General features: G+C 71.9%; 15 protein-coding genes and 1 pseudogene. 11 read left to right on the forward strand and 5 right to left on the reverse strand.

Going from position 1 to position 22103, the window contains the following annotated elements:
- The 3 genes from FMEAI12_RS24650 to FMEAI12_RS24660 all read left to right on the forward strand — a co-directional run.
- Window positions 1-2944, forward strand: a 2944-nt coding sequence (locus FMEAI12_RS24650) for an MMPL family transporter (RefSeq protein WP_368672105.1), incomplete at its 5' end; no start/stop codon positions are given.
- Between the two features lie 212 nt (window positions 2945-3156).
- Window positions 3157-3987: an acyl-CoA thioesterase II gene (locus FMEAI12_RS24655; protein WP_112108019.1), complete on the forward strand. Its 831-nt coding sequence runs from the start codon at window positions 3157-3159 to the stop codon at window positions 3985-3987.
- A 438-nt stretch (window positions 3988-4425) separates the two neighbouring features.
- Window positions 4426-5241, forward strand: coding sequence for an inositol monophosphatase family protein (locus tag FMEAI12_RS24660; RefSeq protein ID WP_160144320.1), 816 nt, complete (start codon window positions 4426-4428; stop codon window positions 5239-5241).
- Here FMEAI12_RS24660 and FMEAI12_RS24665 read toward each other — a convergent pair.
- Window positions 5192-7405 (reverse strand): NACHT domain-containing NTPase, encoded by a 2214-nt coding sequence (locus FMEAI12_RS24665; RefSeq protein ID WP_112108021.1) that lies wholly within the window; start codon window positions 7403-7405, stop codon window positions 5192-5194. The two genes, FMEAI12_RS24660 and FMEAI12_RS24665, sit on opposite strands and share 50 nt — an antisense overlap.
- Before the next feature lie 371 nt (window positions 7406-7776).
- Here FMEAI12_RS24665 and FMEAI12_RS24670 point away from each other — a divergent pair, with 371 nt between their 5' ends.
- From FMEAI12_RS24670 to FMEAI12_RS24680, 3 genes are all read left to right on the forward strand, one after another.
- On the forward strand, window positions 7777-8307 hold the full coding sequence (locus FMEAI12_RS24670) for a hypothetical protein (RefSeq protein ID WP_112108022.1): 531 nt from the start codon (window positions 7777-7779) through the stop codon (window positions 8305-8307).
- Between the two features lie 113 nt (window positions 8308-8420).
- A complete protein-coding gene (locus tag FMEAI12_RS24675; RefSeq protein ID WP_146776763.1) occupies window positions 8421-10283 on the forward strand; it encodes a hypothetical protein in 1863 nt (620 codons plus the stop codon).
- Between the two features lie 269 nt (window positions 10284-10552).
- Window positions 10553-11884: an alkaline phosphatase PhoX gene (locus FMEAI12_RS24680; protein ID WP_112108024.1), complete on the forward strand. Its 1332-nt coding sequence runs from the start codon at window positions 10553-10555 to the stop codon at window positions 11882-11884.
- Window positions 11885-11980: 96 nt separating this feature from the next.
- Here FMEAI12_RS24680 and nagA read toward each other — a convergent pair whose 3' ends face one another.
- Window positions 11981-13171 (reverse strand): N-acetylglucosamine-6-phosphate deacetylase, encoded by a 1191-nt coding sequence (nagA, locus tag FMEAI12_RS24685; protein ID WP_112108025.1) that lies wholly within the window; start codon window positions 13169-13171, stop codon window positions 11981-11983.
- A gap of 277 nt (window positions 13172-13448) precedes the next feature.
- On the opposite strand from nagA, the gene FMEAI12_RS24690 reads away from it, so the two are divergent.
- Complete coding sequence (locus FMEAI12_RS24690; RefSeq protein ID WP_112108026.1) at window positions 13449-15122, forward strand: GGDEF domain-containing protein; 1674 nt, start codon at window positions 13449-13451, stop codon at window positions 15120-15122.
- A 47-nt stretch (window positions 15123-15169) separates the two neighbouring features.
- Here FMEAI12_RS24690 and FMEAI12_RS24695 read toward each other — a convergent pair whose 3' ends face one another.
- Complete coding sequence (locus FMEAI12_RS24695; RefSeq protein WP_071064367.1) at window positions 15170-15610, reverse strand: cold-shock protein; 441 nt, start codon at window positions 15608-15610, stop codon at window positions 15170-15172.
- A 273-nt stretch (window positions 15611-15883) separates the two neighbouring features.
- On the opposite strand from FMEAI12_RS24695, the gene FMEAI12_RS24700 reads away from it, so the two are divergent.
- On the forward strand, window positions 15884-16681 hold the full coding sequence (locus FMEAI12_RS24700; protein WP_235014432.1) for a DUF3710 domain-containing protein: 798 nt from the start codon (window positions 15884-15886) through the stop codon (window positions 16679-16681).
- Between the two features lie 98 nt (window positions 16682-16779).
- Complete coding sequence (locus tag FMEAI12_RS24705) at window positions 16780-17664, forward strand: alpha/beta hydrolase (protein WP_071064371.1); 885 nt, start codon at window positions 16780-16782, stop codon at window positions 17662-17664.
- Window positions 17665-17702: 38 nt separating this feature from the next.
- Here the strand turns inward: FMEAI12_RS24705 and FMEAI12_RS24710 are convergent, their stop codons facing one another.
- Window positions 17703-19292, reverse strand: a complete 1590-nt coding sequence (locus FMEAI12_RS24710) for an FMN-binding glutamate synthase family protein (RefSeq protein ID WP_112108034.1) — start codon at window positions 19290-19292, stop codon at window positions 17703-17705.
- Window positions 19293-19524: 232 nt separating this feature from the next.
- On the reverse strand, window positions 19525-20985 hold the full coding sequence (locus FMEAI12_RS24715) for an MFS transporter (protein WP_112108027.1): 1461 nt from the start codon (window positions 20983-20985) through the stop codon (window positions 19525-19527).
- 280 nt (window positions 20986-21265) lie between these two features.
- On the opposite strand from FMEAI12_RS24715, the gene FMEAI12_RS24720 reads away from it, so the two are divergent.
- Both FMEAI12_RS24720 and FMEAI12_RS38600 read left to right on the forward strand, forming a co-directional pair.
- Window positions 21266-21742, forward strand: a complete 477-nt coding sequence (locus FMEAI12_RS24720) for a MarR family winged helix-turn-helix transcriptional regulator (RefSeq protein WP_071064374.1) — start codon at window positions 21266-21268, stop codon at window positions 21740-21742.
- A 38-nt stretch (window positions 21743-21780) separates the two neighbouring features.
- Window positions 21781-21990, forward strand: a pseudogene (locus tag FMEAI12_RS38600) (IS701 family transposase); the annotation flags it as partial.
- Window positions 21991-22103 lie beyond the last annotated feature (113 nt).

The raw sequence follows: 22103 nt of genomic DNA on the forward strand, positions 1-22103 counted from the left end.
GGGCCGTCCCGGGCAGCCGGGTGGGCCTGGGGGTTCGGCGGGCGCACCGACCGGCGGGCGCGGCGGGTTGTTCGCCCTCCTCGCCCGGATCGCGATCACCCGGCCGGGGCGCGTACTGGCCGTCACCGGGCTGCTCGTGCTGCTCCTGCTGCCCTGGGCCGCCGGGGTGTTCGACCGGCTCGCCACCGGCGGCTTCTACGCCCCCGGCGACTCCGCCACCCGCGCCGAGGCGATGCTCGACGCCGAGTTCCCCGGCGCCCCGCCCAACGTCGCGATCATGATCACCGCACCCGGGGACATCGACGGCCCGACCGCCCGCCGGCTGGGCGAGAACCTCACCAAGGAACTTCACCGCGAGCCGGGCGTCAGCGGCGTCACGTCCTACTGGTCGACGGAGTCCCAGCGCGGGCTGCTGCGCTCCCAGGACGGGCGCAGCGCGCTCGTCCTGCTGCGGCTCACCGGCACCGAGGACGCGATCGCGCGCCACGTGGCCGCCCTGCATGACAGATACGCCCACGACGGGCCCGGCGTCACCGTGCGCCTCGGCGGCGCGCCCGCGGTCATGCTGGACGTCACCGAACAGAGCCGCGCGGACCTCAAGCGCGCCGAGCTGATCACCGCGCCGCTGGTGCTCGGTGTCCTGCTGTATGCGTTCGGCGGAACGGCCGCGGCGCTGCTGCCCATCGTCGTCGGCGGCAGCGCGGTCATCGCCAGCCTCGCCTCGCTGCGGCTGCTCTCCGAGGTCACCCACATTTCGGTGTTCTCGCTGAATCTGACCACCGCGCTCGGTTTCGCCCTCGCCGTGGACTACTGCCTGTTCATCCTGCGACGTTTCCGCGAGGAGCGGGAGAATGGCCTGGACCGGCCCGCCGCCCTGCACACCAGCCTGCGCACCGCCGGCCGCACGGTGCTTTTCTCCGGTCTGACGGTGGCGCTCTCCCTGACGGGCGCGCTGCTGTTCCCGCTGCCCTACCTGCAGTCGTACGCCTACGCGGGCATCGCGGTGGTGGTGACCTCCGAACTCGCGGCCCTGCTGGTGCTGCCGGCGGCGATCATGCTGCTGGGCGAGCGGGTGGAACGTGGACGTCGCCGCCGGGCCGGGGCGCCTGCGCCCGCCGGCACCGGGGTTGGTGGCGACCGCGAGCCCGGTGCGGTGTGGGGGGCGATCGCCCGCCGGGTGATGGCCCATCCGCTGCTGTTCGGCGGCGCGGCGGTCGCCCTGATGGTGGTGATGGCGCTGCCGCTGGGCAACCTGCGGGTCGCCCTCGCCGACGACACCGTCCTGCCGACCAGCGCGGACTCGCACATCGTCAACGACGCCATGCGTGAGGACTTCACCGTCTGCCTGCCCTGCCAGATCCCGGTCGTCGCGGCCGGGGTGGACGCCCGCGAGCCGCAGGTCGCCGCGCGCCTGGGCGGCTACGCGGCGCGGCTGTCCCGGGTGCCCGGCGTCGCGCGGGTGGACACTGTGGCCGGCAGCTTCACCGACGGCCGTCTCATCGCCCCACCGCCACCGGACGGCGGGGCGTTCGTCGGCGTGCACGGCGGCGCCTGGCTCTCCCTGTGGCCGACCGAGCCCGACCCGCTCTCGGCGGGCACCCAGCGCACCGTCGACCTCGTCCGCGCCATCCCGGCGCCCTACCCGGTCGAGATCGGTGGCCTGGCCCCGCACCTGGTCGAGACCCGGGACACGGTGATGCGCGGCCTGCCCGGCGCCATCACCGTGGTGATCATAGCGACGTTCGTGCTGCTGTTCCTGTTCACCGGCAGCATCCTGCTGCCGGTGAAGGCGCTGCTGCTCAACGCGCTCAACCTGGCCGCGGTCATGGGCACGATGGTGCTCGTCTTCCAGGAGGGGCACCTCCAGCCCCTGGTCGGGCACTTCCAGGTCTCGGGCACCGTCGAGCTGACCAGCCCGGTGCTGATGTTCTGCGTCGCCTTCGGGCTCAGCATGGACTACGAGATCTTCCTGCTCGCCCGCATCCGCGAGGAGCACCAGCGCGGGGCGGGCAACCGGCGCGCGGTCACCCGTGGCCTGGCCGCGACCGGCCCGCTGCTGACCTGCGCCGCACTCGCCCTGATCGTCGTGATGATCGGCGTCGCGACGTCCCAGATCAGCATCATCAAGATGATCGGGGTCGGCCTGGCGCTGGCCGTGCTCCTGGACGTGACGGTCGTGCGCGCCGTGCTGGTGCCGGCCTTCATGGCCCTCGCCGGCCGGTACAACTGGTGGGCGCCCAGGCCGCTGCGGCTGCTGCACGAGCGGTTCGGCCTGCGTGAGGGCGGCGACGCGTTCGGCGAGGCGCTCACCGCCGCGGCGCTCACTCCCGCGGCCCCGCCGGCCGCCACCGCGCCGGCCACCGGTCCGTCGGCGACCACCACTCGGGCCACGTCCCGGCCAGCCGGCCCGGCGCCGGCCGGCGCCGGGCCGGGCACGGCGAGCACCCGGCCGACCGCCGTCGCCCGCTCGTGGGCGCCCGCGGCGGCGGCCCGCCCGGTAGGCGGTCACGAGTCGGAACCCGGCCCGCAGGGCACCGCCGGTGGCGCGGGGGCGCCGCGTCGGCGTCCCGGGCTCGGCATCTCCGAGCCGGCCCACCCGGCCCCGCCGAAGGTCCTCTTCTCCGCGAGCACCTACGGCCGGGCCGAGGACGGCCTGTACGACCCCGACGACCAGGCCGACCACCAGTCCCCCGGCGGGAGCCGCGGCGGCCCTGCGGTCGGCCACGGCGGCGCCGACACCCGGGCGGACGGCACGCTGGCGGACAGCGCACGGCCGGACGGCGATGCCGAGCGTGCCCCGGCGGAGGCCGACCCGGACGAACCGGCACGGGACACCCACGTGCCCACCCTCGGCGAGCGGGAGACCACGGAGGGCTGCTGGTCGGCGGACGCCTGGTTCTCTCCGCACGGCGACGCGCCGGGCGAACCGCCACACGAGAGCTGACCGCCAGCCTCCCGACCAGCACCCCTGACGGTGGGCTGCGGCACACCTCCTGGTGGTGGGGGTACCCGATGCAGTATCCCGGACTGACGGCACGCTCTCCCGGAGCGGCCCGTCAGCGCGACGTTCCGGCCACCGCGCGAAGGCGCCGCGGGCCGGGACGCCGCGGCGCCGGGGCCGGGACGTGCCGCGCCGACCGACCCAGAAGGTGGATCATGCGACCAGTGACCGTGAACGAGCCGGCGATCCTCGCCCCGACCGAGGGCACGGTCCTGGACCTGCTGGACCTCGAGGAGATCGACCGCGACCTGTTCCGGGTCCGCATGGTGTTCGACGACGTGTACGCGCTCTACGGCGGCCAGGTCGCCGCCCAGGCCCTGCTCGCCGCGGGCCGCACCGTGCCCGAGGGGCGGGTGCCGCATTCGCTGCACGGCTACTACCTGCGTCTGGGGGACGCGTCCCGGCCGACCATCTTCCGGGTCGACCGCGACCGCGACGGCCGCTCGTTCTCGGCCCGCCGGGTGGTCGCCGTGCAGGGCGGCGAGGTCATCTTCAACATGTCGGCGTCGTTCCACGTGCCGGAGAAGGGCACGGACATCGACGCCGAGCCGATGCCGGCGGCGGGCCCCCCGGAGACGATGATCGACTACGTGTTCCCGCGGCTGTTCTCCTTCGAGGGCCGCACCGAGAAGCCGGTCGAGCCCGGCGAGGACTTCCCGACCCGCTGCTGGGCGCGGTGCACCGCGGCGCTGCCGGACGACCCGCTGACCCACGCGGTCATCCTGACCTACCTCTCCGACAGCATGGCCGGCCTCGCCCCGTTCCACACGCCCACGGCCCGCTCCGGGTCAAGCCTGGACCACGCGGTCTGGTTCCACCGGCCGATCCGGCTCGACGAGTGGGTGCTGATGGACCACGTCCCGCGTACGATCGCCGGCGGCCGCGGCTGGTACACCGGCACCATCCACACCCGTGACGGCCGGCTCGGCGCGAGCCTGACCCAGGAGGCCCTCTTCCGCGCACCCCGGGAACGGCCCCGCCGGTAGCGCCGGCCCCCGTGCGGGGGCGGGCCCAGCTCGGCCGAGCCGGTCACTCCCGCACTGGACGCCGGCCGGCCGATCTCACCGCGCCCAGGCAGAACGCCGACCCGGTCTCCACCCTCGGCCCCGTCCGCAACATACCCACAATTCCCGCCACCTGTCCGGTTGCCATCTTTTCCCGGCAGGCCGGGGATCAGCGTCAATGCCGACCAGCGGCGACCGAAAGACGGGTCGCACCAACAGGCGCGCCAGGCCCCGCACCAGTCCCACACATATAACGCCGCACCATCAGCCGCATGACCGTCACTCGAGGGACCATTGGACTCCGACCGGCAACCGGAAACACGACTCCAGTCATGCCAGGGTGTCACACGGCCCGGCCGTGATCCCGCAGTGCGCGATTTGTGACCGCATCGGAGCTAGAGTGGCATGATGGATCTAGCGGTGGCCCTCGACCTTGCCGTTCGGCTCTCACGCGAGGCCGGCGACCTCGCACGGAGTTCTTTTTCCGCCCGCTTCGCGTATGCCAGCAAAAGTCTGTCACTCGATGTGGTGACAGAGATCGATCGTGCCGCCGAGCGGCTCATAGTCGGCGAGGTACAGAGAACTTTTCCAGGCCATGTGATCATCGGCGAGGAGTCCGGGCTCCACCCCGGCCACGAGGACTGGACCTGGCTGGTCGATCCCCTGGACGGCACGACCAACTTCACCATCGGTCTACCCGTCTACGGAGTCGCCATCGCCATCACGCACCGGGATAACGTTGTGGCCGCCGTGGTCCGCGACTCGCACACCGGGAGGTATCTCGCGGGCAGCGAGGCAACCGGGCTCCTCGCCGGCGACGGCGCGGTGCTGGCCAAGCGGGGCGAGCCTGTCGCTCCGGCCGTTGCTTTGCAGCAGGGCTACGGCGTCGACCGGGACGACCCGGCACTGGACCGGGTTCGTTCGACGCTCGAGGCCCGTTATGGGCGGGTTTTCTACACCTGGTCACCGGCAATCGACACGATGTTGCTGCTCGCCGGCCATCTCTGTGCAACGGTCGCGGTCGACTGCGTCGGCCCGGAACACGTCGCCGCGCAGTTTCTGGCCCGGCAGGCCGGATGCACCGTGCGTGCACTGGGAAGATCCGGGGTGACATCGCCGGATATCGTCGTGACCGCCTGGCCCGAGGCTTTCGACGCGGTCCATAACCATGTGACGGATGCCGTGATCAGGCAGGTCCCATCAGCAAGGCGACAAGACGCCGACATTCCCGCGTGAGGCTTTCACGAGCATCGTCCTTGTGCGTGAAAGCGAATCGGAGAAGCTCGTCGACGGAGGCCCGGATATCCACGGCCCGGTCAAGGTAGGCACGTCGCCCCGGATCCGCGAGTAACACCCGGATAGTGTACAGGGACATCGGCCAGAGCTGCTCGTATGCACTACTCCGAAGCTGACGGAGCGAAGCCAGAAAAAGCCGATCGCAGGGGTCCGTGCCATCATCCCGCCAGCCGCTGTTACTCGCCTCCTGGTCACCGTAGTAGATCCTGTTGTATCCCAGGTGGAAGATCAGTGAGTCGGGGTCATCGTCAAAGTCCGAGACCAGGCGGTCGATCAACGATCCATCGTCCAGATGGAGGGCGAAACCGACCGCGATACCACGTCGGACGAACGGATGCGGCTCGTTGGCGTGGATCTCGCGAAGCCGGTCCTGGCTGCGCTGGTCGCCCCCGAGAACAAGCGGAAGCAGATTTGCCGCCTGCTGCCTTGCCATGATCGCAGAGTGACTACCGGCGGCTGTCGTGGCCGTGACCTCCAACACGTGGAAAAGGTTCCGGCACACCGATCTGGCCTCGATAGCGATCCCCGCGCAACGATCGAGAAGCTGCCGGGTGAAGTCGATCATCTCGTCCGGCAGCGGCGAGAGCAGGACCGCGAGCAGGACGTCATCGGCGACCTGGTCGTTGATGAGCACCGACTGTATGTAACGCGCCGCAAAGAACTCAAAAAATGACTTGTGGACGAAGCGGTAGTAGTCGTCACCCTCCGAACGAACGAGAAAGGACCGCAGAGTCAGCTCCCGGAACGCCTCGTCCGGCGACTCGTCCGGCCGCCACTGGCGAACGACGTCGTTAAGCGTGCGCCCGCCGATGAGAAGGTCATGGACGTCGAACTGACCGAAGGCCTTACGTCCGTCGAACGCGAGTTGATATATTCGCCAGGCCACTCGCTCGGCCAGCTCCTGCATATCCTGCCAGTGCACTGACATGCCTCGACGCCGCTCCAGGTGGAGCCACTTGGAGACATACAGGTCATAGACTTCCGCCGCGTTCCATTCATCCGGCTCCGGTGCTCGCCCGGCGTTCTCGGCCGGAACCCCGCCAAGCCGGTTCGCCAGCACGTCGGTTGCCATGAACAGCAACAACGGACGGGAGACCAGGTCGGTCAGTGCCGTCGAACTTTCGATGGTCGCGATGACCGTCTCAGCGGAGTCCAGACCGAACTTGGCACAGTACGCCCGGACGAACGACCGGCCGGCAACCTGGAAGTCGACCCCCCGCAGGTTCGCCCTGGTGACGAACCAGCGGCTCGGCTCGCTCGCGGCCATATAGAGATCGAAGAACGTCTGACGGCAGGTGAGGACGACCCGCCCGCGCAGGACTTCCGCAAGTTCCCGTGGAATCACGTCGCGTGCTGCGCCGCCATGGATGGCAAGCTCGTCGAGGCCATCCAGCAGGAGGATGATTCTGTCGGCGCGAAGCAGCTGATGGATCCGGTCGGCGGACAACGGAACCCCGTCGCCGTCTCCGTCCGCCGGGCGCCCGGCGAGCGCGGTCTCGATCAGCAGATGCGGCGACGTCTCGCTTCCGCTCCGGATCAACTCACCGACCTCGACCAGCCTCAGCAGCCACGGTATTCGCTCCCGTTTCGGGTCTGCTACGAACCGGCGGACGAGCTCGCGATGGGTAAGCTCGCAGACCAGAGTCTTCCCCACCCCCGGATCGCCGAGCAGGAGCACACTGCCGGACGCGGCGACCTCCCTGGCGAGCCAGTCGACGACACCTGCCGAGTTCGTTTCAGTCGCTCCGGTCTGCTCGATCTCAGGCTCAGCAAAAAGACCTCCGGACCCCACGAAATCACCAAGAGTGATCCCTCCATCACTCATGGGTGGAAGCCCGGCGGGAAGCTGCTCCTTCAGCACGACAAGCTGAGCGCGGAAGTAGCGCCGCAGGCGCCGCCGCTCCCATGGACCCAGCCGATCACGGGGGCTCAGAACCCGTCGCCCCAGGAGCAGCACGACCGCGACCACGAGCGCTCCGACGGCGAGGAACACGCGGCCGGACAGTAGACCGGCAAGGCTGATCACCAGGCCACCAAAAGCCGCGAGCTGGTTAAGCTCCTCGACGAGATCAACGAATGGGGCGCCACGGCGCCGACGAGCCATTGCGATTCCCCCGCCCGATCGTCAACGAAGAGCAAAAAGGCCTTCGATGATCTTGTAGACAGCAGGCTACCATCTGCAGAGCTGAACCGAAGGGGTACCCGGCCAGAATGCTCCGCGACCGGACAGGTTTGCCGGCGACATGCTTGCGTGCTGGCATCCGGCCCGGCGGCCCAGGCAATCCTCCGATGGCAAGGCGTGTCACCCTCGCTGGTCCGCGGGCATGTTCGGCGGTGGATGCCACCCCTCGCCGCAAGGCGCACCTGCACATGCACGGCGCCGGGCACCCTTATCCCCGCTTATGACGGGTTGCGACGAGACTTTCTGGGCTACCCTTGCCACGTGGGTACTGTTCTGCGGTGGATCGGCCGACTGTGACAACCCCGGGCTACGGGCATGGCCTGCTGCTTCAGCAGGAGCTGCGGCAGGCCGGACTACCCGCCTACCTTATGCGGATGGCTCTCGAGATCCTCCCGTCAGCGATCACGGTAACGACCGTCGATCTGCTTCTGAGCATCCTGCGGTCAAGGACGGGAACGGACGTAGGAGGTTCCGGTACCGGTCCCCCGTCCTCCCGAACGGCCGCCGAACGTTTTCTCGCGGGTGGTCACACAGACCGAACCCGGACCGGCGATCAACCGGAAGATGGGGACGCGCTGTCTTCGCTGTTCGAACTGTGGACAGCGGAAGGCGGCAGCGGTGCCGCCCTCGCCCGCCTCCTGGCCGTGGTCGAGTACCGTAGACGGGCGCTGCCGCTGGAACGGTCGAGAGAGTCCGGCGGGGCGCTGGTCGAGGCCCGCACCGAACTCACCACCTTCTGGATTTCGTCCGGGCATGACCTGAACGAGCTGGGAACGTTTAAGCAACACGTTCACCGAGAAGCTTTCGGAGCCCTCCCGAAGTGAATGGTGCGGGCAGTTCGGCACTTGCGGATATTCTGGCCTTCGCAGCCACCACCGTCCCGTATTACCACGACCGTCTGACAGCGCGGGGTGTGTTCCCGGAGGTCGCCGAACAGGTGCTGTTCGATCTCCCGATCCTCGACCGGGAGGAGGTGCGCAGGCACCGGGTCCGGCTACGGTCCGAGGCCGGCGAGTCGTCCGGCTGGCGCACCGTGCGAACTACCGGGACCTCCGGCATACCGGTCGAGATTACGATCGACCAGGAGGCACAGCAGGCTGAGATGGATGCACTGACCCGGCAGATCACGGCGGTTCTTGATCCAGCCGAGTGGCTGGACGACGGGCTTGTTCACCTCACTCTGCATCTCGCCTCCACGACCCGCTCCCAGCGTTCACCGTGGTCGATCCACGGAACAATGACGAAGTGGAGCTTCAACAGGGTCTGGCATCTTCCGCCAGATCTCCTGGGACGCTCCCTGCACCATCTCGATCGGCGTGTCGTGACCGGCATGCCGTCCGTGCTCACGCTTGTGGCCGAACGCGCGAGGGATGTGGGAGCGATCCGCCCACACGCCCTGGTTCTTTCTGGCGAAACGGTACAGATGGCCACCCGCAGGCGCCTGGGCGAAATATTCGACTGTCCGGTGACGTCACTTTACACGCTCGCCGAGTTCGGGGTCGTCGGCAACGGTTGCCTCACCACGGACGACTATCACGTGAACGAGCGTGATGTGGTCGTGGAGATTCTCGAGCCGCGGCTGACCGTCGAACCGGCGGCTGGCCGCGGCGGGGAAATCCTCGTCACCGGTCTGGTCAATCGCGCCATGCCGCTGCTGCGGTACCGGACCGGAGACCGTGGAGTATGGTCGGCGGGCTCCTGCGGGTGCCCCGTGCCCGGCCGTCGATTCAGTATTACGACCGCCCGGTCGTTGCATGTCGTGGCCGACGGGGCGAACGGCCGTCGCATCACCGAGCTCGATCTCTGCAAGTTGTTCACCCAGCTCGATGTCCAGGGCGCCCGAATCGTGCAGACGACACCGACGGATGTGGTCGTCGCATATGAGGCTGATCGGCCGCTTCCCTCGGACGTCCGGGAGATGGCCGAGATGTCGGTGCGGCAGCTGGTCGGCCCGGGAATCACCGTCTCCGTCGCACGGGTCACCGAATCCGCCGTCAGCGGAGCCGCCCCGGTGCCGACCGGGGCCGGCCGGATGGCCGGCGGAGCGACCCCTCCGCGGCAGACGGAGGCCGACGAGGTGGTCGGCTGGGCCCGCCCGCGGCTCGCGCAGGTGCCCGGCCTGCTCGCCGCCGTTCTCACCGGCTCGATTCTCGACCCGGTCGCCCGTAGCAGGTTCAGCGACATAGACATGCACCTGCTCGTCGACGACGCCCGCCCGGAGCTCTGGCTCGACCTGACCCGGGAACTGCACGCGGAGCTTCCCGGCCTGCGCGTGAATGTCACGGACGGTGCGACCCTCGCGGCTTCACCACTGGTCCTGAGCCGGCTGCTCGCGGAGCGGCAGCCGGTCGTCGGAGATCTCTCCGAGCACGGGCTACGGCAGCCTGAGGCCGCCGCCCTCCGGGCGGAAGCCACCTTCTGGGCGCAGGACGCGCAGGCGGTGCTGTGGACCCAGGTCAGCTCTGTGGGCACGGACCGGGATCCGCTGCGCGACGCCTGGCTCGCCGGCCGTTACATGCTCGATGCCTTTCGCTATCACTTTCTCATCCGCGGCAGACGGGAAACGGCTGCCAGTCAGGTGGCGGCGGCCAGCGAAGCCGACCGCCTGCCGTATTACCGCCTGCTCTTCGAAGTCATGGAGGTCAGCCGGGAACACCGCCCACCCCCACCGGCGGAGTCGGACGAATGCCGTGGGTATCTTCTCGGCGCGCTGTCCTGCATCCGATGGTTCACGCAATCCCTGCGTGGCGATGCGGTCCCCGGTCCGGCGGACCGCCAGGAAGGGTCTCCTCCGTCGTAGGCGACCGGCAGAGCGTGAAGGTGCATCCCCGGGGATTCCGGCCCGGCCCGGCCGCGGGCTTCGCCTTCATGGCGGTTCCGACCGGTATACGGCCCGCTTCTCGGCGGCCCCCGCTGCCGGCTCCGGCCTCCCCACCACGTCTGCCGCACTGAATTCCGCGGTCGTTGGGGATCTCGACCACCTGCCGTGCACGGACGTTCGCATCCGAGTCGCTTACCGGTCATGTGCGGCTGCGAGCGTGCGGACCGTCCTTGTGAAGGAGGGTCTTCATGGCAGTCAACCGCCGTCAGGTGGTCGTGGGAACCGGCGCGGCCGGCCTGGGCTTCACCCTGTCGGGTGCGGTGAGCTCGGTGTTCGCCGGTACCGCGTCCGCCGCAACACCGAAGAAGTTCACCGGGTACGGCGAGCTGGTCCCGGATCCGAAGGGCCTGGTCGATCTTCCCCCCGGCTTCCGGTACACCGTGCTGTCCCGAGCCGGGGTCGACTCCCTGACCGGCGGGGGTGCGGTACCCGGCGCGCCCGACGGGACGTACGCGTTCCCGCTCGGCCCGGGCCGCAGCGTTCTCGTCCGCAACCACGAGCTCTCCCCCGGAGGCACGGACCTCGTCCCGCAGCGGCCGGGCATCACCTACGACCCGGCCGCCCCGGGCGGGACGACGACCGTCACCGTCGCCGGTGACCGGCTGCTGTCGGCCGTACCCAGCCTGGCCGGCACCATCCGCAACTGCGCCGGTGGCAACACCCCGTGGCGCACCTGGCTGTCCTGCGAGGAGACCGAGGACACCCCGGCGACCAACCCCGCGCTCACCAAGCGGCACGGGTACGTCTTCGAGGTCGACCCGTTCGGTCGGCTGCGTGACCGCGAGGCGGTGCCGCTGACCGCGCTCGGCCGGTTCGCGCACGAGGCCGTCGCGGTCGACCCCCAGTCGGGCTGCCTCTACCTGACCGAGGACGCGTCCAAGCCGTACGGCCTGATCTACCGCTTCCTGCCCCGCCGGCCGCTCGGCGGGCCCGGCAGCCTGCGGGCCGGCGGCAAGCTGCAGGCTCTGCAGGTCCCCGGTGTCCCGGACCTGTCCGCCATCAGCGAGCTGCACACCACGGTGCAGCTGTCCTGGGTCGACGTCCCCGACCCGGACGCCGCCACGGTGTCGACCCGCAAGCAGTTCGCCGCCGGCCAGGTCACCCAGGTCCCGAAGGGCGAGGGCATCTTCTGGTCCGGGCGTTCCGCCTACGTGGTCTCCAGCTACGCCAGGACCGCGGACGGCGCCGCCCGTGACCACGCCGGCCAGGTCTGGAAGCTCGACCCGAAGAAGGGCACCCTCGAGCTGGTGCTGCTGATCGAGCCGGGCGGCCGGTTCGACGGCCCCGACAACATCACCGTGTCGCCCAACGGCGGCATCGTGCTGTGCGAGGACGGCGACGGCGAGCAGTACCTGATCGCGCCGTCGGCCGAGGGTGTCCCCTACCCGCTGGCCCGCAACGCCGCCGGCGAGAGCGAGTGGGCCGGCGCCACGTTCTCCGCGGACGGCCGCTGGCTCTACGCCAACATCCAGAGCGACGGCCTCACGGTGGCGATCACCGGCCCGTGGTGGCGCGGCTGAGCCGTCCGCCTCGCGACCGCGAGAACGCGAGCGCGAACGACCCCGGGACGTCGAACGCGGCGTCCTGACGCACCGGTGCGCTGACCGGTGCGCCGGCTACCCGGCCGCGATCGGCCGGGTAGCCGGACCGGGGACCCAGCTGCCGGCCGCCATGACCCGCGTGACCCGCAGATCGGCGTCGAGCACGACGAGGTCGGCGTCCAGCCCGGGGGCGATCGACCCGCAGCGGTGGGCGAGGCCCAGCACCCGGGCGGGGTTCGTCGCCGCGGCGGCGACCGCCACCTCGAGCGCAAGCCCGGCCGCGACGGCGCGGCGCACCGCCAGGTCCATCGTCAGGGTGCTGCCGGCGAGCGCGCCGGTGGCGGCCAGGCGGGCCTGCCCGTCCCGGACCCGGACCGGGTGGCCGCCGAGCAGGTAGTCGCCGTCGCCGACACCCGCCGCGTCGACCGCGTCGGTGACCAGCACCAGGCGCGCCGGCTCGGCGGCGACCAGGCGCAGCAGCGCCGGGTGCACGTGCACACCATCGTTGATCAGTTCGCAGGCCACACCGGCGTCGAGCGCCGCCCCGGCCGGGCCGGGCTCGCGGTGATGCAGCGGGCGCATGCCGTTGAACAGGTGGGTGGCGAGCGTCATGCCAGCCGCGAAACCGGAGGCGGCCTCGTCGTAGGTGGCGTCCGTGTGGCCGGCGGCGGCGATCACCCCCGCCGCGAGCGCGGCCTCGGTCACCGCGCCGGCCCCGGGCAGCTCCGGGGCGAGGGTGATCACCCGCAGCGTGCCCGCGCCCGCCGCGACGAGCTCGGCGAACACCCCGCGGTCAGGCGCGCGCAGATGCTCGCCCGGCTGGGCGCCACGGCGCGCGGGCGCGAGGAACGGCCCCTCCAGATGCGCGCCGACCACATGGCCATCCGGCCCCGGCCCGGCCGCGGTGAGCGCCGCCACCCAGGACAACTGCTCGGCCAGGCGCTCCACCGGCGCCGCCACCAGCGAGACCAGCGTGCGGGTCGTGCCGTGCGCCCGGTGGAAGGCCACCGCCGCGGCCAGATCGGCCGGTGACGCCGTGACGTCGTGCCCGCCCCCGCCGTGGACGTGCAGGTCGACGAACCCGGGCACCAGCCAGGACCCGGCCAGGTCGACGATGTCCGCGCCGCCCGCCTCCCCACCGACAGGCCCGGCCGTGGGGCCGACCTCGGGGCCGACCTCGGTGATCAGGCCGTTCTCGACGCGCACCCGGCCGGGGTCGAGGACACCGTGCGGCGTCACCACCCGGGCGCCGGCCAGAAGGATCATCCCAACCTCCCCCTCGAGCCTCCCCCCGCGGGCCCGGCGTGCCCCGTGGCGGTGCGCGGGTGTGGCGGCACGCTCACCGTAGCGGCACCGCGCTGCGGGCCGGACGGGCGCCATGACGACGTAACGGACAGATCGCGCGTCCTGAGTTGAAGAAGCCCGGCGCTGGGCGTCCACTCGAAACACGGACTTCTCGCCCGGCGTGCCGCACGGCCCGGTCCCGCTGACCGGCCGCGCACGCCCGGCGGGACGTCACCGGACGACCGCCGACGGGAGCTGAATGCCGGACGGACGGGAAGCGACACCGGGCGGGGCCCGCGGCCGCGCCGAGCCGGACGGGCTGCCCGCGCGTCCGGCGTCGCGCGGCGCGTTCCGCGCGATGGCCGCCATCGGGCTGGCCTTCGTCGGGCTGGCCGCGGCCGTCGCGATGGCGCTGCCCGAACACATCGGTAAACAGGCGGCGCAGGCCGCGGTGACGGCTGCCGCGCTCGCCTCCGCGATCTGCTGCCTCGTCACCGCGCGACGGGTGCCCCGGCACGAGCGCCGGTGGCGGCGGTTCGAGGCGGCGGCGATCACGTCGAGCTTCGTGGCGGGAGTGGCCGTCTCGATGGTGGCCAGCGGGGAGACCGTCCCCGATCTCGCCGCGACCGGGGCCGCGCCGCTGCTCGGCTATGTCCTGGGCCTGGCCGGGCTGCTGACCTTCCCCACCGAACGGGCCCGCGCCATCCCGATCAGCACGAACAAACGTGGCGGGATGGCCTGGTACCTCGAGGCCGTCCTCGACGGGCTGCTCGTCGTCGGATCGCTGCTGCTGCTCGTCTACGCGATCCTGGTCGTCCCACTCGTGCGGTCGGCTCAGATCAACCAGGCGTCGCTGGCGTTCGGGGTGGCCGGCGGGGCGGGCAAGCTCATCCTGCTCTCCGCCGTCATCTTCATCCTGATCTTCCGACGGCCGACGGGCTCGGGATCGCTCAGCCTGCTCAGCGCGAGCCTGCTCCTGTTCGCCGTGACCGACGGCGCCGCGCTGAACGCCTACGCGAAGGCCACCGACGGCCCGGACGCGGTCGTGCTGGTCGGCTTCGCCGGCGGCAGCGTGCTGACCGCGCTGGCCGCCGCCGCCCCCCACGACGGCATGATCATCCGGACGAGGCGCAGCCCGCGCGGGGTCTGGGCCCGCGTCGCCGTGCCCTACCTGCCCCTCGGCTGCGTCGGCGCCCTGCTCGCGACCCAGATCATCACGCACGCCGACATTCCGGTCGCGCAGATCATCGGCATGCTCGCGCTGATGCTGCTCGCGCTCGCCCGCCAGCTCGTGACCACGATCGACAACACGCTGCTGCTGGCCCGCTACGAGGACAGCCGGGCCCGGCTGCACCACCAGGCCTTCCACGACCCGCTGACCGGCCTGGCGAACCGCACGCTTTTCTTCCGCCGGCTGCGCGCGGCCATCAACCGGCACGAGCGCACCGGCCACCCGGTGGCGCTGCTGTTCTGCGACCTGGACGACTTCAAGGTCGTCAACGACAACCTCGGCCACGCCGCCGGCGACCGGGTCCTGCGCACGGCGGCCCACCGGCTGGCCCAGGCGGCGGGCCCGACCGACACGGTGGCCCGCCTCGGCGGCGACGAGTTCGCCGTCCTGCTCGACACCGGGGCCGCGGACCGGGCGGGCGGGCGCACCGAGGAGCTGCGCGCGGCCGGCGACCGGATCCGCGCGGCGCTGCGGATCGCCGTGGCCATCGAGGACCGCCGGCACCTGGTGCGCGCCAGCCTCGGCCTGGTGATCGTGGGCACGGAGGCGGGACCGGTCTGCCCCGACGAAGTGCTCCAGCACGCCGACCACGCCATGTACGCGGCGAAACGGCTGGGGAAGGGCAGCCTCGTCGTCTACTCCCCGGAGATCGACGACTCCCGGCAGGCCGGGATGGCGGGGCAGGCCGGGATGGCGGGCTGAACGGCAGGCTCAGCCGGCGGGCCGGGCGGCGGGTGCCGCCCGGAGCGTCAGTTCTCCACCCACCCGTACTTGCGGGCGACGTCGGCGAGCTGGCGGCGGATGTGCAGGATCTGCGCGCCGGTCAGCGACGGCTCGGTCTGCAGCAGGACCTCGGTGACCTCCTGCGTGAACTCCTCGGCCGGCAGGACGTCGCACAGCCCGTCGCCGCCGTCGTCGTGGCGGGAGACCACCGGCGCCGGGGCGGTCGTGACGGCCGCCGGCCCGACGACCGAGCCCGCCGCCGGGCCCCGCAGGATCCGGGCCGCCGACGCCTTCCGGCCGCGGTCGCTCTCCTCGACCTCGAACTCCATGACCACGCCCGGCACTACCAGACTCTTCTCGACGAGGAGATCGTTCGCGTGCAGGAAGACATCCTCGCCGCCGTCGCTGGGCGCAAGGAACCCGTAGCCGCGCACATGATCAAAACGAAGTACTTTTCCCGTACTCACAACTCACCCACAGCCCCTGAGAAACCCCATGATCTGGCCCACTGCCGACCGCACCCGCCAGTCACCCCAGACGGAACCGTGGCAGTCGCCAGTCATCTTAGGCAGCTCGCGTCGCCGTGACCCAGGTTTTCGCCGCGCCGGCTTGCCTGGCCGCCGCGGCCGGGTCACACTGCGACCCAGTGGCCACGCCCACACCCCGCGCCGCCCGCTCCCACCCGGCGACACGCGTGGTGATTGGGGAGGGGGAGCATGTTCGGTCGCCGCAGGACCACCGTGGACGAGCATCCATCCGACCACGCGGCGCGCGGGCCGGCACCTGCCGCCCTGGACGGCCCCGGCCCGTACGACGTCTCCGAGCTCGCCTGGCCCGGCGGGGCAGGCGAGGCGGCGCACGAGGCGCCGGCCGACCCGCCCGACGACGAGGCCCGTTCCCGCTCCGGCTCCGGCGACGTCGTCCCGGGTGTCGGAGCTGTACCCGGTGGGGTGGGGCGGCACGCGCCCGAGATTCTCGACCTCGGCGCGCTGCGCGTCGCGGTGCCGCCGGGAGTGACCGCGCGGATCGCCCGCGGCACGCGGACCGGGCCGGGCACCGACCTCGTCCTGACGGCCGCCGGGCTCACCGTGCGGGTGACCGTGTTCGCCGCGCCGACCAGCGGGCGACTGTGGGCCGGAGTACGCGCCGAGCTGGCCGCCGGCCACCCGGAGTCGGAGGTCCGCGACGGCCCCCACGGCCCGGAGCTGCTGCTCCCGGGCTGCCGGGTCGTCGGAGTCGACGGCCCACGCTGGTTCCTGCGGGCGGTCGTGACCCCGGTCGACGCCGACGGGGCCGACGAGATCCTGCGCGGCCTCGTCGTCGTACGCGGCCCCGCCGCCATGCCGGCGGGCACGGCCCTGCCGCTGCTGCCGGTCGGGCCGGCCGGCAGCCGCCCGAACGCCGGAGCCCTCGACGACCTGTGGACCGACGAGCCGCTGACGGCCGGCACCGGAACCCTCGAGGGTCGCCGCGCCGTGCACGAGTACGCGGCGGCCTTCACCGGCGACCTCAGCCGCAACCTGTCGACCTGGGGCTGAAGCCCCACCGGGCTGTGGGGCATGATGCAGCCGGGGGTGGGCCGTGCCATGCCCGTCTCCCCCGTCTCCCGACCCGACTCGACCTTGATGGCGGCGGTGTGCGCACCGAGCAGGACCTGGCCTACGCGACGCTGTCCGACGCGCAGCGTCTCGATCTGTACCTGCCCACGGGCGGCGGCGACCCGCTTCCGGTCGTCGTCGCGATCCACGGCGGCGGGTTCGCCGTCGGCGACAAGCAGGACATGGCCCGCACCGCGCACGCGCTCGCCGACGCGGGCTACGCGGTGGCCAGCGTCAACTACCGGCTCTCCGGTGAGGCGGCGTTCCCGGCGGCGGTCGCCGACGTCCGGGCCGCGGTGCGCTGGCTGCAGGCGAACGCGCACCGCCTCGGGCTGGATCCGGCCCGGATCGGGGTGATCGGCGAGTCGGCCGGCGGCTACCTCGCCGCCATGCTCGGCGCCGCCGGCGACGACCCGCTGTCCGAGGACGTCGACCTGGGTCCTCCCGTGGGCCTGGCCCCTGTCGTGGACCTCAGCCCCGCCGGAGCGCGGCCGTCCAGCGCGGTGCGGGCGGTGGTCGACCTGTACGGCCCGGTGGACTTCTCGACCATGGACGCCCAGCTGCGCGCGAATCCGCGCTGCCCGGCCCGGGCCGCCTCGCACGACCGCGCGGACTCCCCCGAGTCGCGTTTCCTCGGCGCGCAGATCACCGCCGCGCCGGAGCTGGTGCGTCTGGCCAGCCCGCTGTCCCACCTGCGCCGTGACCGCCCGCCGCCGCCGTTCCTGATCGAGCACGGCGACACCGACTGCACCGTCCCCTACCAGCAGTCGCAGCAGCTCGCGGACGGCCTGTACGCCGCCGGCGGGTCGGTCGAGCTCACCCTGCTGCGGGGGGTGGGCCACGGCGGGGCCTTCCCGCTCGCCGAGCGCCTGGCGGGCATCATCCGGTTCCTGGACCGCGCTCTGGACCGCGCCCCGCGCTGATCTTGGCCGCTACTGACGGGGTCGCTGCTGACAGGGTCTCAGGGACGGAAGCTGTCGGGGTCGGCGGCGGCCCAGTCGGCCGCCCACGAACGCGGCGCCTCGGCGAGCAGCTCACCGGGTTCGAGCCACTCGTACAGCTCGGCGTAACTGCGGGTGTCGGTGTGGGTGATGCGCCGCATGAGCATCCCCGGGTGGAGCTGCTCGGGCCCGGTGCAGCCGAGCGAGGCCATCACCTGCACCGCCTGGGCAACGGTCGCCGCCTGGTAGCGGCGGACCCGTTCGCTCTTGTCGGCGACGTCGAGGGCGCGGGCGCGGCGCGGGTCCTGGGTGGCGACCCCCACCGGGCAGGTGTTGGTGTGGCAGCGCTGGGCCTGGATGCAGCCGACCGCCATCATCATCGCCCGGGCCGCGTTCGTGTAGTCCGCGCCCTGCGCGAGCCGCTTGACGACGTCCACCCCGCTGGCGACCTTGCCGGCGGCCCCGATCCGGACCCGGTCCCGCAGGCCCACCCCGACCAGCGCGTTGTGCACGGTGATCAGGCCCTCCGTCAGCGGGGTGCCCACATGATCCTCGTACTCCAGCGGTGCGGCGCCGGTGCCGCCCTCCGAACCGTCCACCACGATGAAGTCCGGGGTGATCCCCTCCTCCACCATCGCCCGGCAGATCGCGAGCAGCTCGCGGCGCGACCCGACGCACAGTTTGAACCCGGCCGGTTTGCCGCCGGCGAGCTCGCGCATCCGCCCGACGAACAGGACGAGCTCGCGCGGGGTGGCGAAGACCCGGTGGAACGACGGGCTGATGCACGCGACCCCCTCGGGGACCCCGCGGGCCCGGGCGATCGACGCGGTGACCTTCGCCGCCGGCAGCACGCCGCCGAGGCCGGGCTTGGCGCCCTGACTCAGCTTGAGCTCGACCATCCGCACCGTGGGCAGCGCGGCGACGTCCTTGAAGCGGGCCGGGTCGAAGTCACCGTCGGGGGTGCGGGTACCGAAGTAGCCGCTGCCGATCTCCCAGACCAGGTCGGCGCCGTGGCGCAGGTGGTACTCGGTGAGCCCGCCCTCGCCGGTGTCGTGCGCGAAGCCGCCGGCCGCGGCGCCACGGTTCATCGCCAGCACCGCGTTGGCCGACAGCGACCCGAAGCTCATCGCCGAGACGTTGAGCAGCGCCATGTCGTAGGGCTGGGTGCAGTCCGGCCCGCCGACGCGCACCCGCGGCGGCGCGGAGCCGGGGGCGACCGGCACGGGCGCCGTGGAGTGCGGGAGGTACTCGTAGCCGACCTCGTTGACGTCGCGCTCGGTACCGAAGGCCTGGTCCCCATGGGTGCCCTTGGCCCGCTGGTAGATCATCGTCCGGGTGGCACGGTCGAACGGGCGGCCGTCGTAGTTGCGCTCGACGAAGTACTGCTGGACCTCCGGGCGGATGGTCTCGAGCAGGAACCGGGCATGCCCGAGCACCGGGTGGTACCGCAGGATGGCGTGCTGGCGCTGGACGACGTCGTGCACGGCCACGGCCAGCAGCGCGCCGGCCACCGCGGCGGCGGCCCACCAGCCGGCCGTGGCCAGCAGCGCCCCGCCGACCGCCACTGCCGTCAGCACGGCCAGGACCAGCACGGTGACGAGCGGCAGCATGGCGATCGCGTCCTTCCCCGCCCCGATGCGTCGGGTCACGGCAGCTGTTCGCACCGCCCCGATCGGCCCGGACCGGGATCCGAGGCGGGTCCGGATCCGACCGTATCCCGCGCTTCGTCCCGGTGGCGCCACCGCCGCCATCCCAAGATCAGCTTGGACGTCCACACACGGCCGCACGATCCGGGTCCGGATCGTGCGACCGGCCGGCGGCTGTCAGCTGTAGCGGAGGTTGTCAGCTCTGCTGGAGCTGCGCGCGCGGTCGGCCCGTCTCACGCGGGGCCGCGGCAGCCGGGATGGGCACATCCCGCGCCCCCCGGCCGGGGATGAACAGGCCGATCAGTACGGCGGCCGCCGCCGCGCCCGCGCCGAGCGCGAACACCGCGTGGAAGCCCGCCAGCGACGGAACCTCCCGGCCGTCGAACGTGATGGTCATGTTGGCCAGCATCACCCCGACGATGGCAGCCGACGAGGAGGTGCCCAGCGAGCGCATCAGGGTGTTCAGACCGTTGGCCGCCGCGGTCTCGGTCGCCGGCACCGCGGCCATGATCAGCGACGGCATCGACGCGTAGGCCAGCGCCACCCCGACCCCGCCGATCACCGCGAGGAGCACGACCTGCCAGACCGAGTGCATCACGAACAGGCCGATCAGGTAGCTGACCCCGATGATCGCGGAACCGAGCACCAGCGTCGTCTTCGGCCCCCACATCGCCGACACCCGGGCGGTGAGCGGCGAGGCGAGCATCATGACCACCCCGAACGGGGCGAAGCACAGCCCGGCGACGACCATCGACTTGCCCAGCCCGTAGCCGGTGCCCGCGGACAGCTGCAGGAACTGCGGGATGACCAGCCCCATCCCGTACATCGCGAAGCCGACGACGACCGAGGTCAGGTTGGTCATCAGCACCTGGCGGCGGGCACTGACCCGCAGGTCGACCACCGGGGAGGCGTGGCGCAGCTCCCACGGGCCCCACATGGCCAGCACCGCGAGCGCGGCGAGCACCGTCCCCAGGGTGGTGGTGGACGTCCAGCCCCAGGTGCTGCCCTTGGAGATCGCCAGCAGCAGGCAGGTGATCCCGGCGCCGAGCCCGAGCGCCCCGACGACGTCGAAGCGGCCGCGGACGTCGCGCACCGGCGACTCGGGGACGACCCGCCACAGCATGGCGAGCACCAGCACGCTCAGGACGGTGGCCGTCCAGAAGAGCACGTGCCAGCTGAAGTTCTGAGCGATCAGCGCCGAGGTCGGGACACCCAGCGCGCCGCCGATGCCGAGCGAGGAGCTCATCAGCCCGAGCGCGGAGCCGAGCCGCTCGGGCGGCAGCTCGTCGCGCATGAGGCTGATCCCGAGCGGGATCAGCCCGGTGGCCAGCCCCTGCAGCCCGCGGCCGACAACCATCTGTGGCAACGACGTGCTCAGCGCGCAGACCAGCGAGCCGGCGCCGAGCAGCCCCACGCTGCCGAGCATGATCCGGCGCTTGCCGTACATGTCACCGAGCCGCCCGGCGACGGGCGTCGCGACGGCACCGGCCAGCAAGGTGATCGTGACGACCCAGGTCGTGTTGGACGCCGAGGAGTCCAACAGGTGCGGGAGCTGCGGAATGATCGGCACGACCAGGGTGTGCATGAACGACGCCACGATGCCCGCCACGGCCAGCGCCGCGGTCAACAGGCTCGGGCGCGGCGCGGTCGGTCCCATCGGCGCCGTCGACGCCGGGCCCGCCCCCGGTTCGGCCGGGTCCGTGCGAGCTCGCGCCATGGCGGTACTCCGATTCGACGAAGGTGGTGCGGGCTCGACGAAGGTGGTGCGCGGCGGCGACGCCGGGACAGACTGCCAGGCCGAACGCCAGCTCAGGCGTTTCCTATATGCATGCTACACGCAATATGGTTTATACACATCCTGTCGTCACACCGTTAGACTGGGAGAAAGGTCACGGTCCGCCGCCGCTGGTGCGCGCGGACGTCCAGCGGAGGCCCGGGTGCACGACAGTCTGCGCGACCTGGAGCGGGAGCTGATGCTGCTCGCCAGGCACCACATCGCGCCCAACGCCGCGAGGCGCGGGCGAACGCGTCACCTCGACCGCTCCGCCTATCTCCTCCTCAGCCGCCTCGAGGCCCAGGGCCCGATGACCATCGGCCAGCTCGCCGAGGCCTTCTCCCTCGACGTCTCCACGGTCAACCGCCAGACCGCCGCGGTCCTCCAGGCCGGCCTGGCCGAGCGCATCCCCGACCCCGACGGCGGCCTCGCCCGCAAGCTGAGCATCACCCCCGAGGGAGCCCGCCGCGTCGCCGACGACCGCGCCTTCGTCATCGGCGAGCTGAGCGGCCTGGTCTCCACCTGGTCGGAGGACGAGTTACGCCTGTTCGCCAGCATGCTCGAGCGCTTCAACGCAAGCATCGAAGCCAAGGACGGCCAGCGCCCCTGGCCACGCTCCGCTTCCGTCCCCGGCCGCTGACCGCAGGGGCGCGCCGGCGGCGGCACCCCCTCGAGACACCAGCGCGGCGCGGCGCGCCGTGGCAGCGCCTGGTCCGCCGCCACCGCCGCACCGGCGAGTACGCCTTCTACCGCTCCCACGCGCCAGGCCCGGTCCCGCTGTCCGCGCTGGTCAGGGTCGCTGGCCGCCGCTGAGTCGGCGAAGAAACGATCCAGACCTGTCTCGCGATGCTCGCCCATGCTTTCCTCGCCCGGCTGTTCACCGCTCTCGTCGTCCAGACGACCGAGACTGTTGCCCACGTCCTGCACTGGTCACAGTGGCGGCGCCGCCATCAGGCCACCGCCCGCGCCAGCCACTACCGACGACGACGGGTTCTCCGGGA

It is taken from the genome of Parafrankia sp. Ea1.12 (genome assembly GCF_900465275.1).
GTDB classification, from domain to species: Bacteria; Actinomycetota; Actinomycetes; order Frankiales; family Frankiaceae; genus Parafrankia; species Parafrankia soli.

What these genes read in the sequence shown, in the direction of transcription:
- FMEAI12_RS24655 (WP_112108019.1), top strand. Translation starts at nt 3,157, where the DNA reads ATGCGACCAGTGACCGTGAACGAGCCGGCGATCCTCGCCCCGACCGAG.
- FMEAI12_RS24665 (WP_112108021.1), bottom strand. Translation starts at nt 7,405, where the DNA reads ATGGCTCGTCGGCGCCGTGGCGCCCCATTCGTTGATCTCGTCGAGGAG.
- FMEAI12_RS24680 (WP_112108024.1), top strand. Translation starts at nt 10,553, where the DNA reads ATGGCAGTCAACCGCCGTCAGGTGGTCGTGGGAACCGGCGCGGCCGGC.
- nagA (WP_112108025.1), bottom strand. Translation starts at nt 13,171, where the DNA reads ATGATCCTTCTGGCCGGCGCCCGGGTGGTGACGCCGCACGGTGTCCTC.
- FMEAI12_RS24690 (WP_112108026.1), top strand. Translation starts at nt 13,449, where the DNA reads ATGCCGGACGGACGGGAAGCGACACCGGGCGGGGCCCGCGGCCGCGCC.
- FMEAI12_RS24710 (WP_112108034.1), bottom strand. Translation starts at nt 19,292, where the DNA reads ATGCTGCCGCTCGTCACCGTGCTGGTCCTGGCCGTGCTGACGGCAGTG.
- FMEAI12_RS24715 (WP_112108027.1), bottom strand. Translation starts at nt 20,985, where the DNA reads ATGGGACCGACCGCGCCGCGCCCGAGCCTGTTGACCGCGGCGCTGGCC.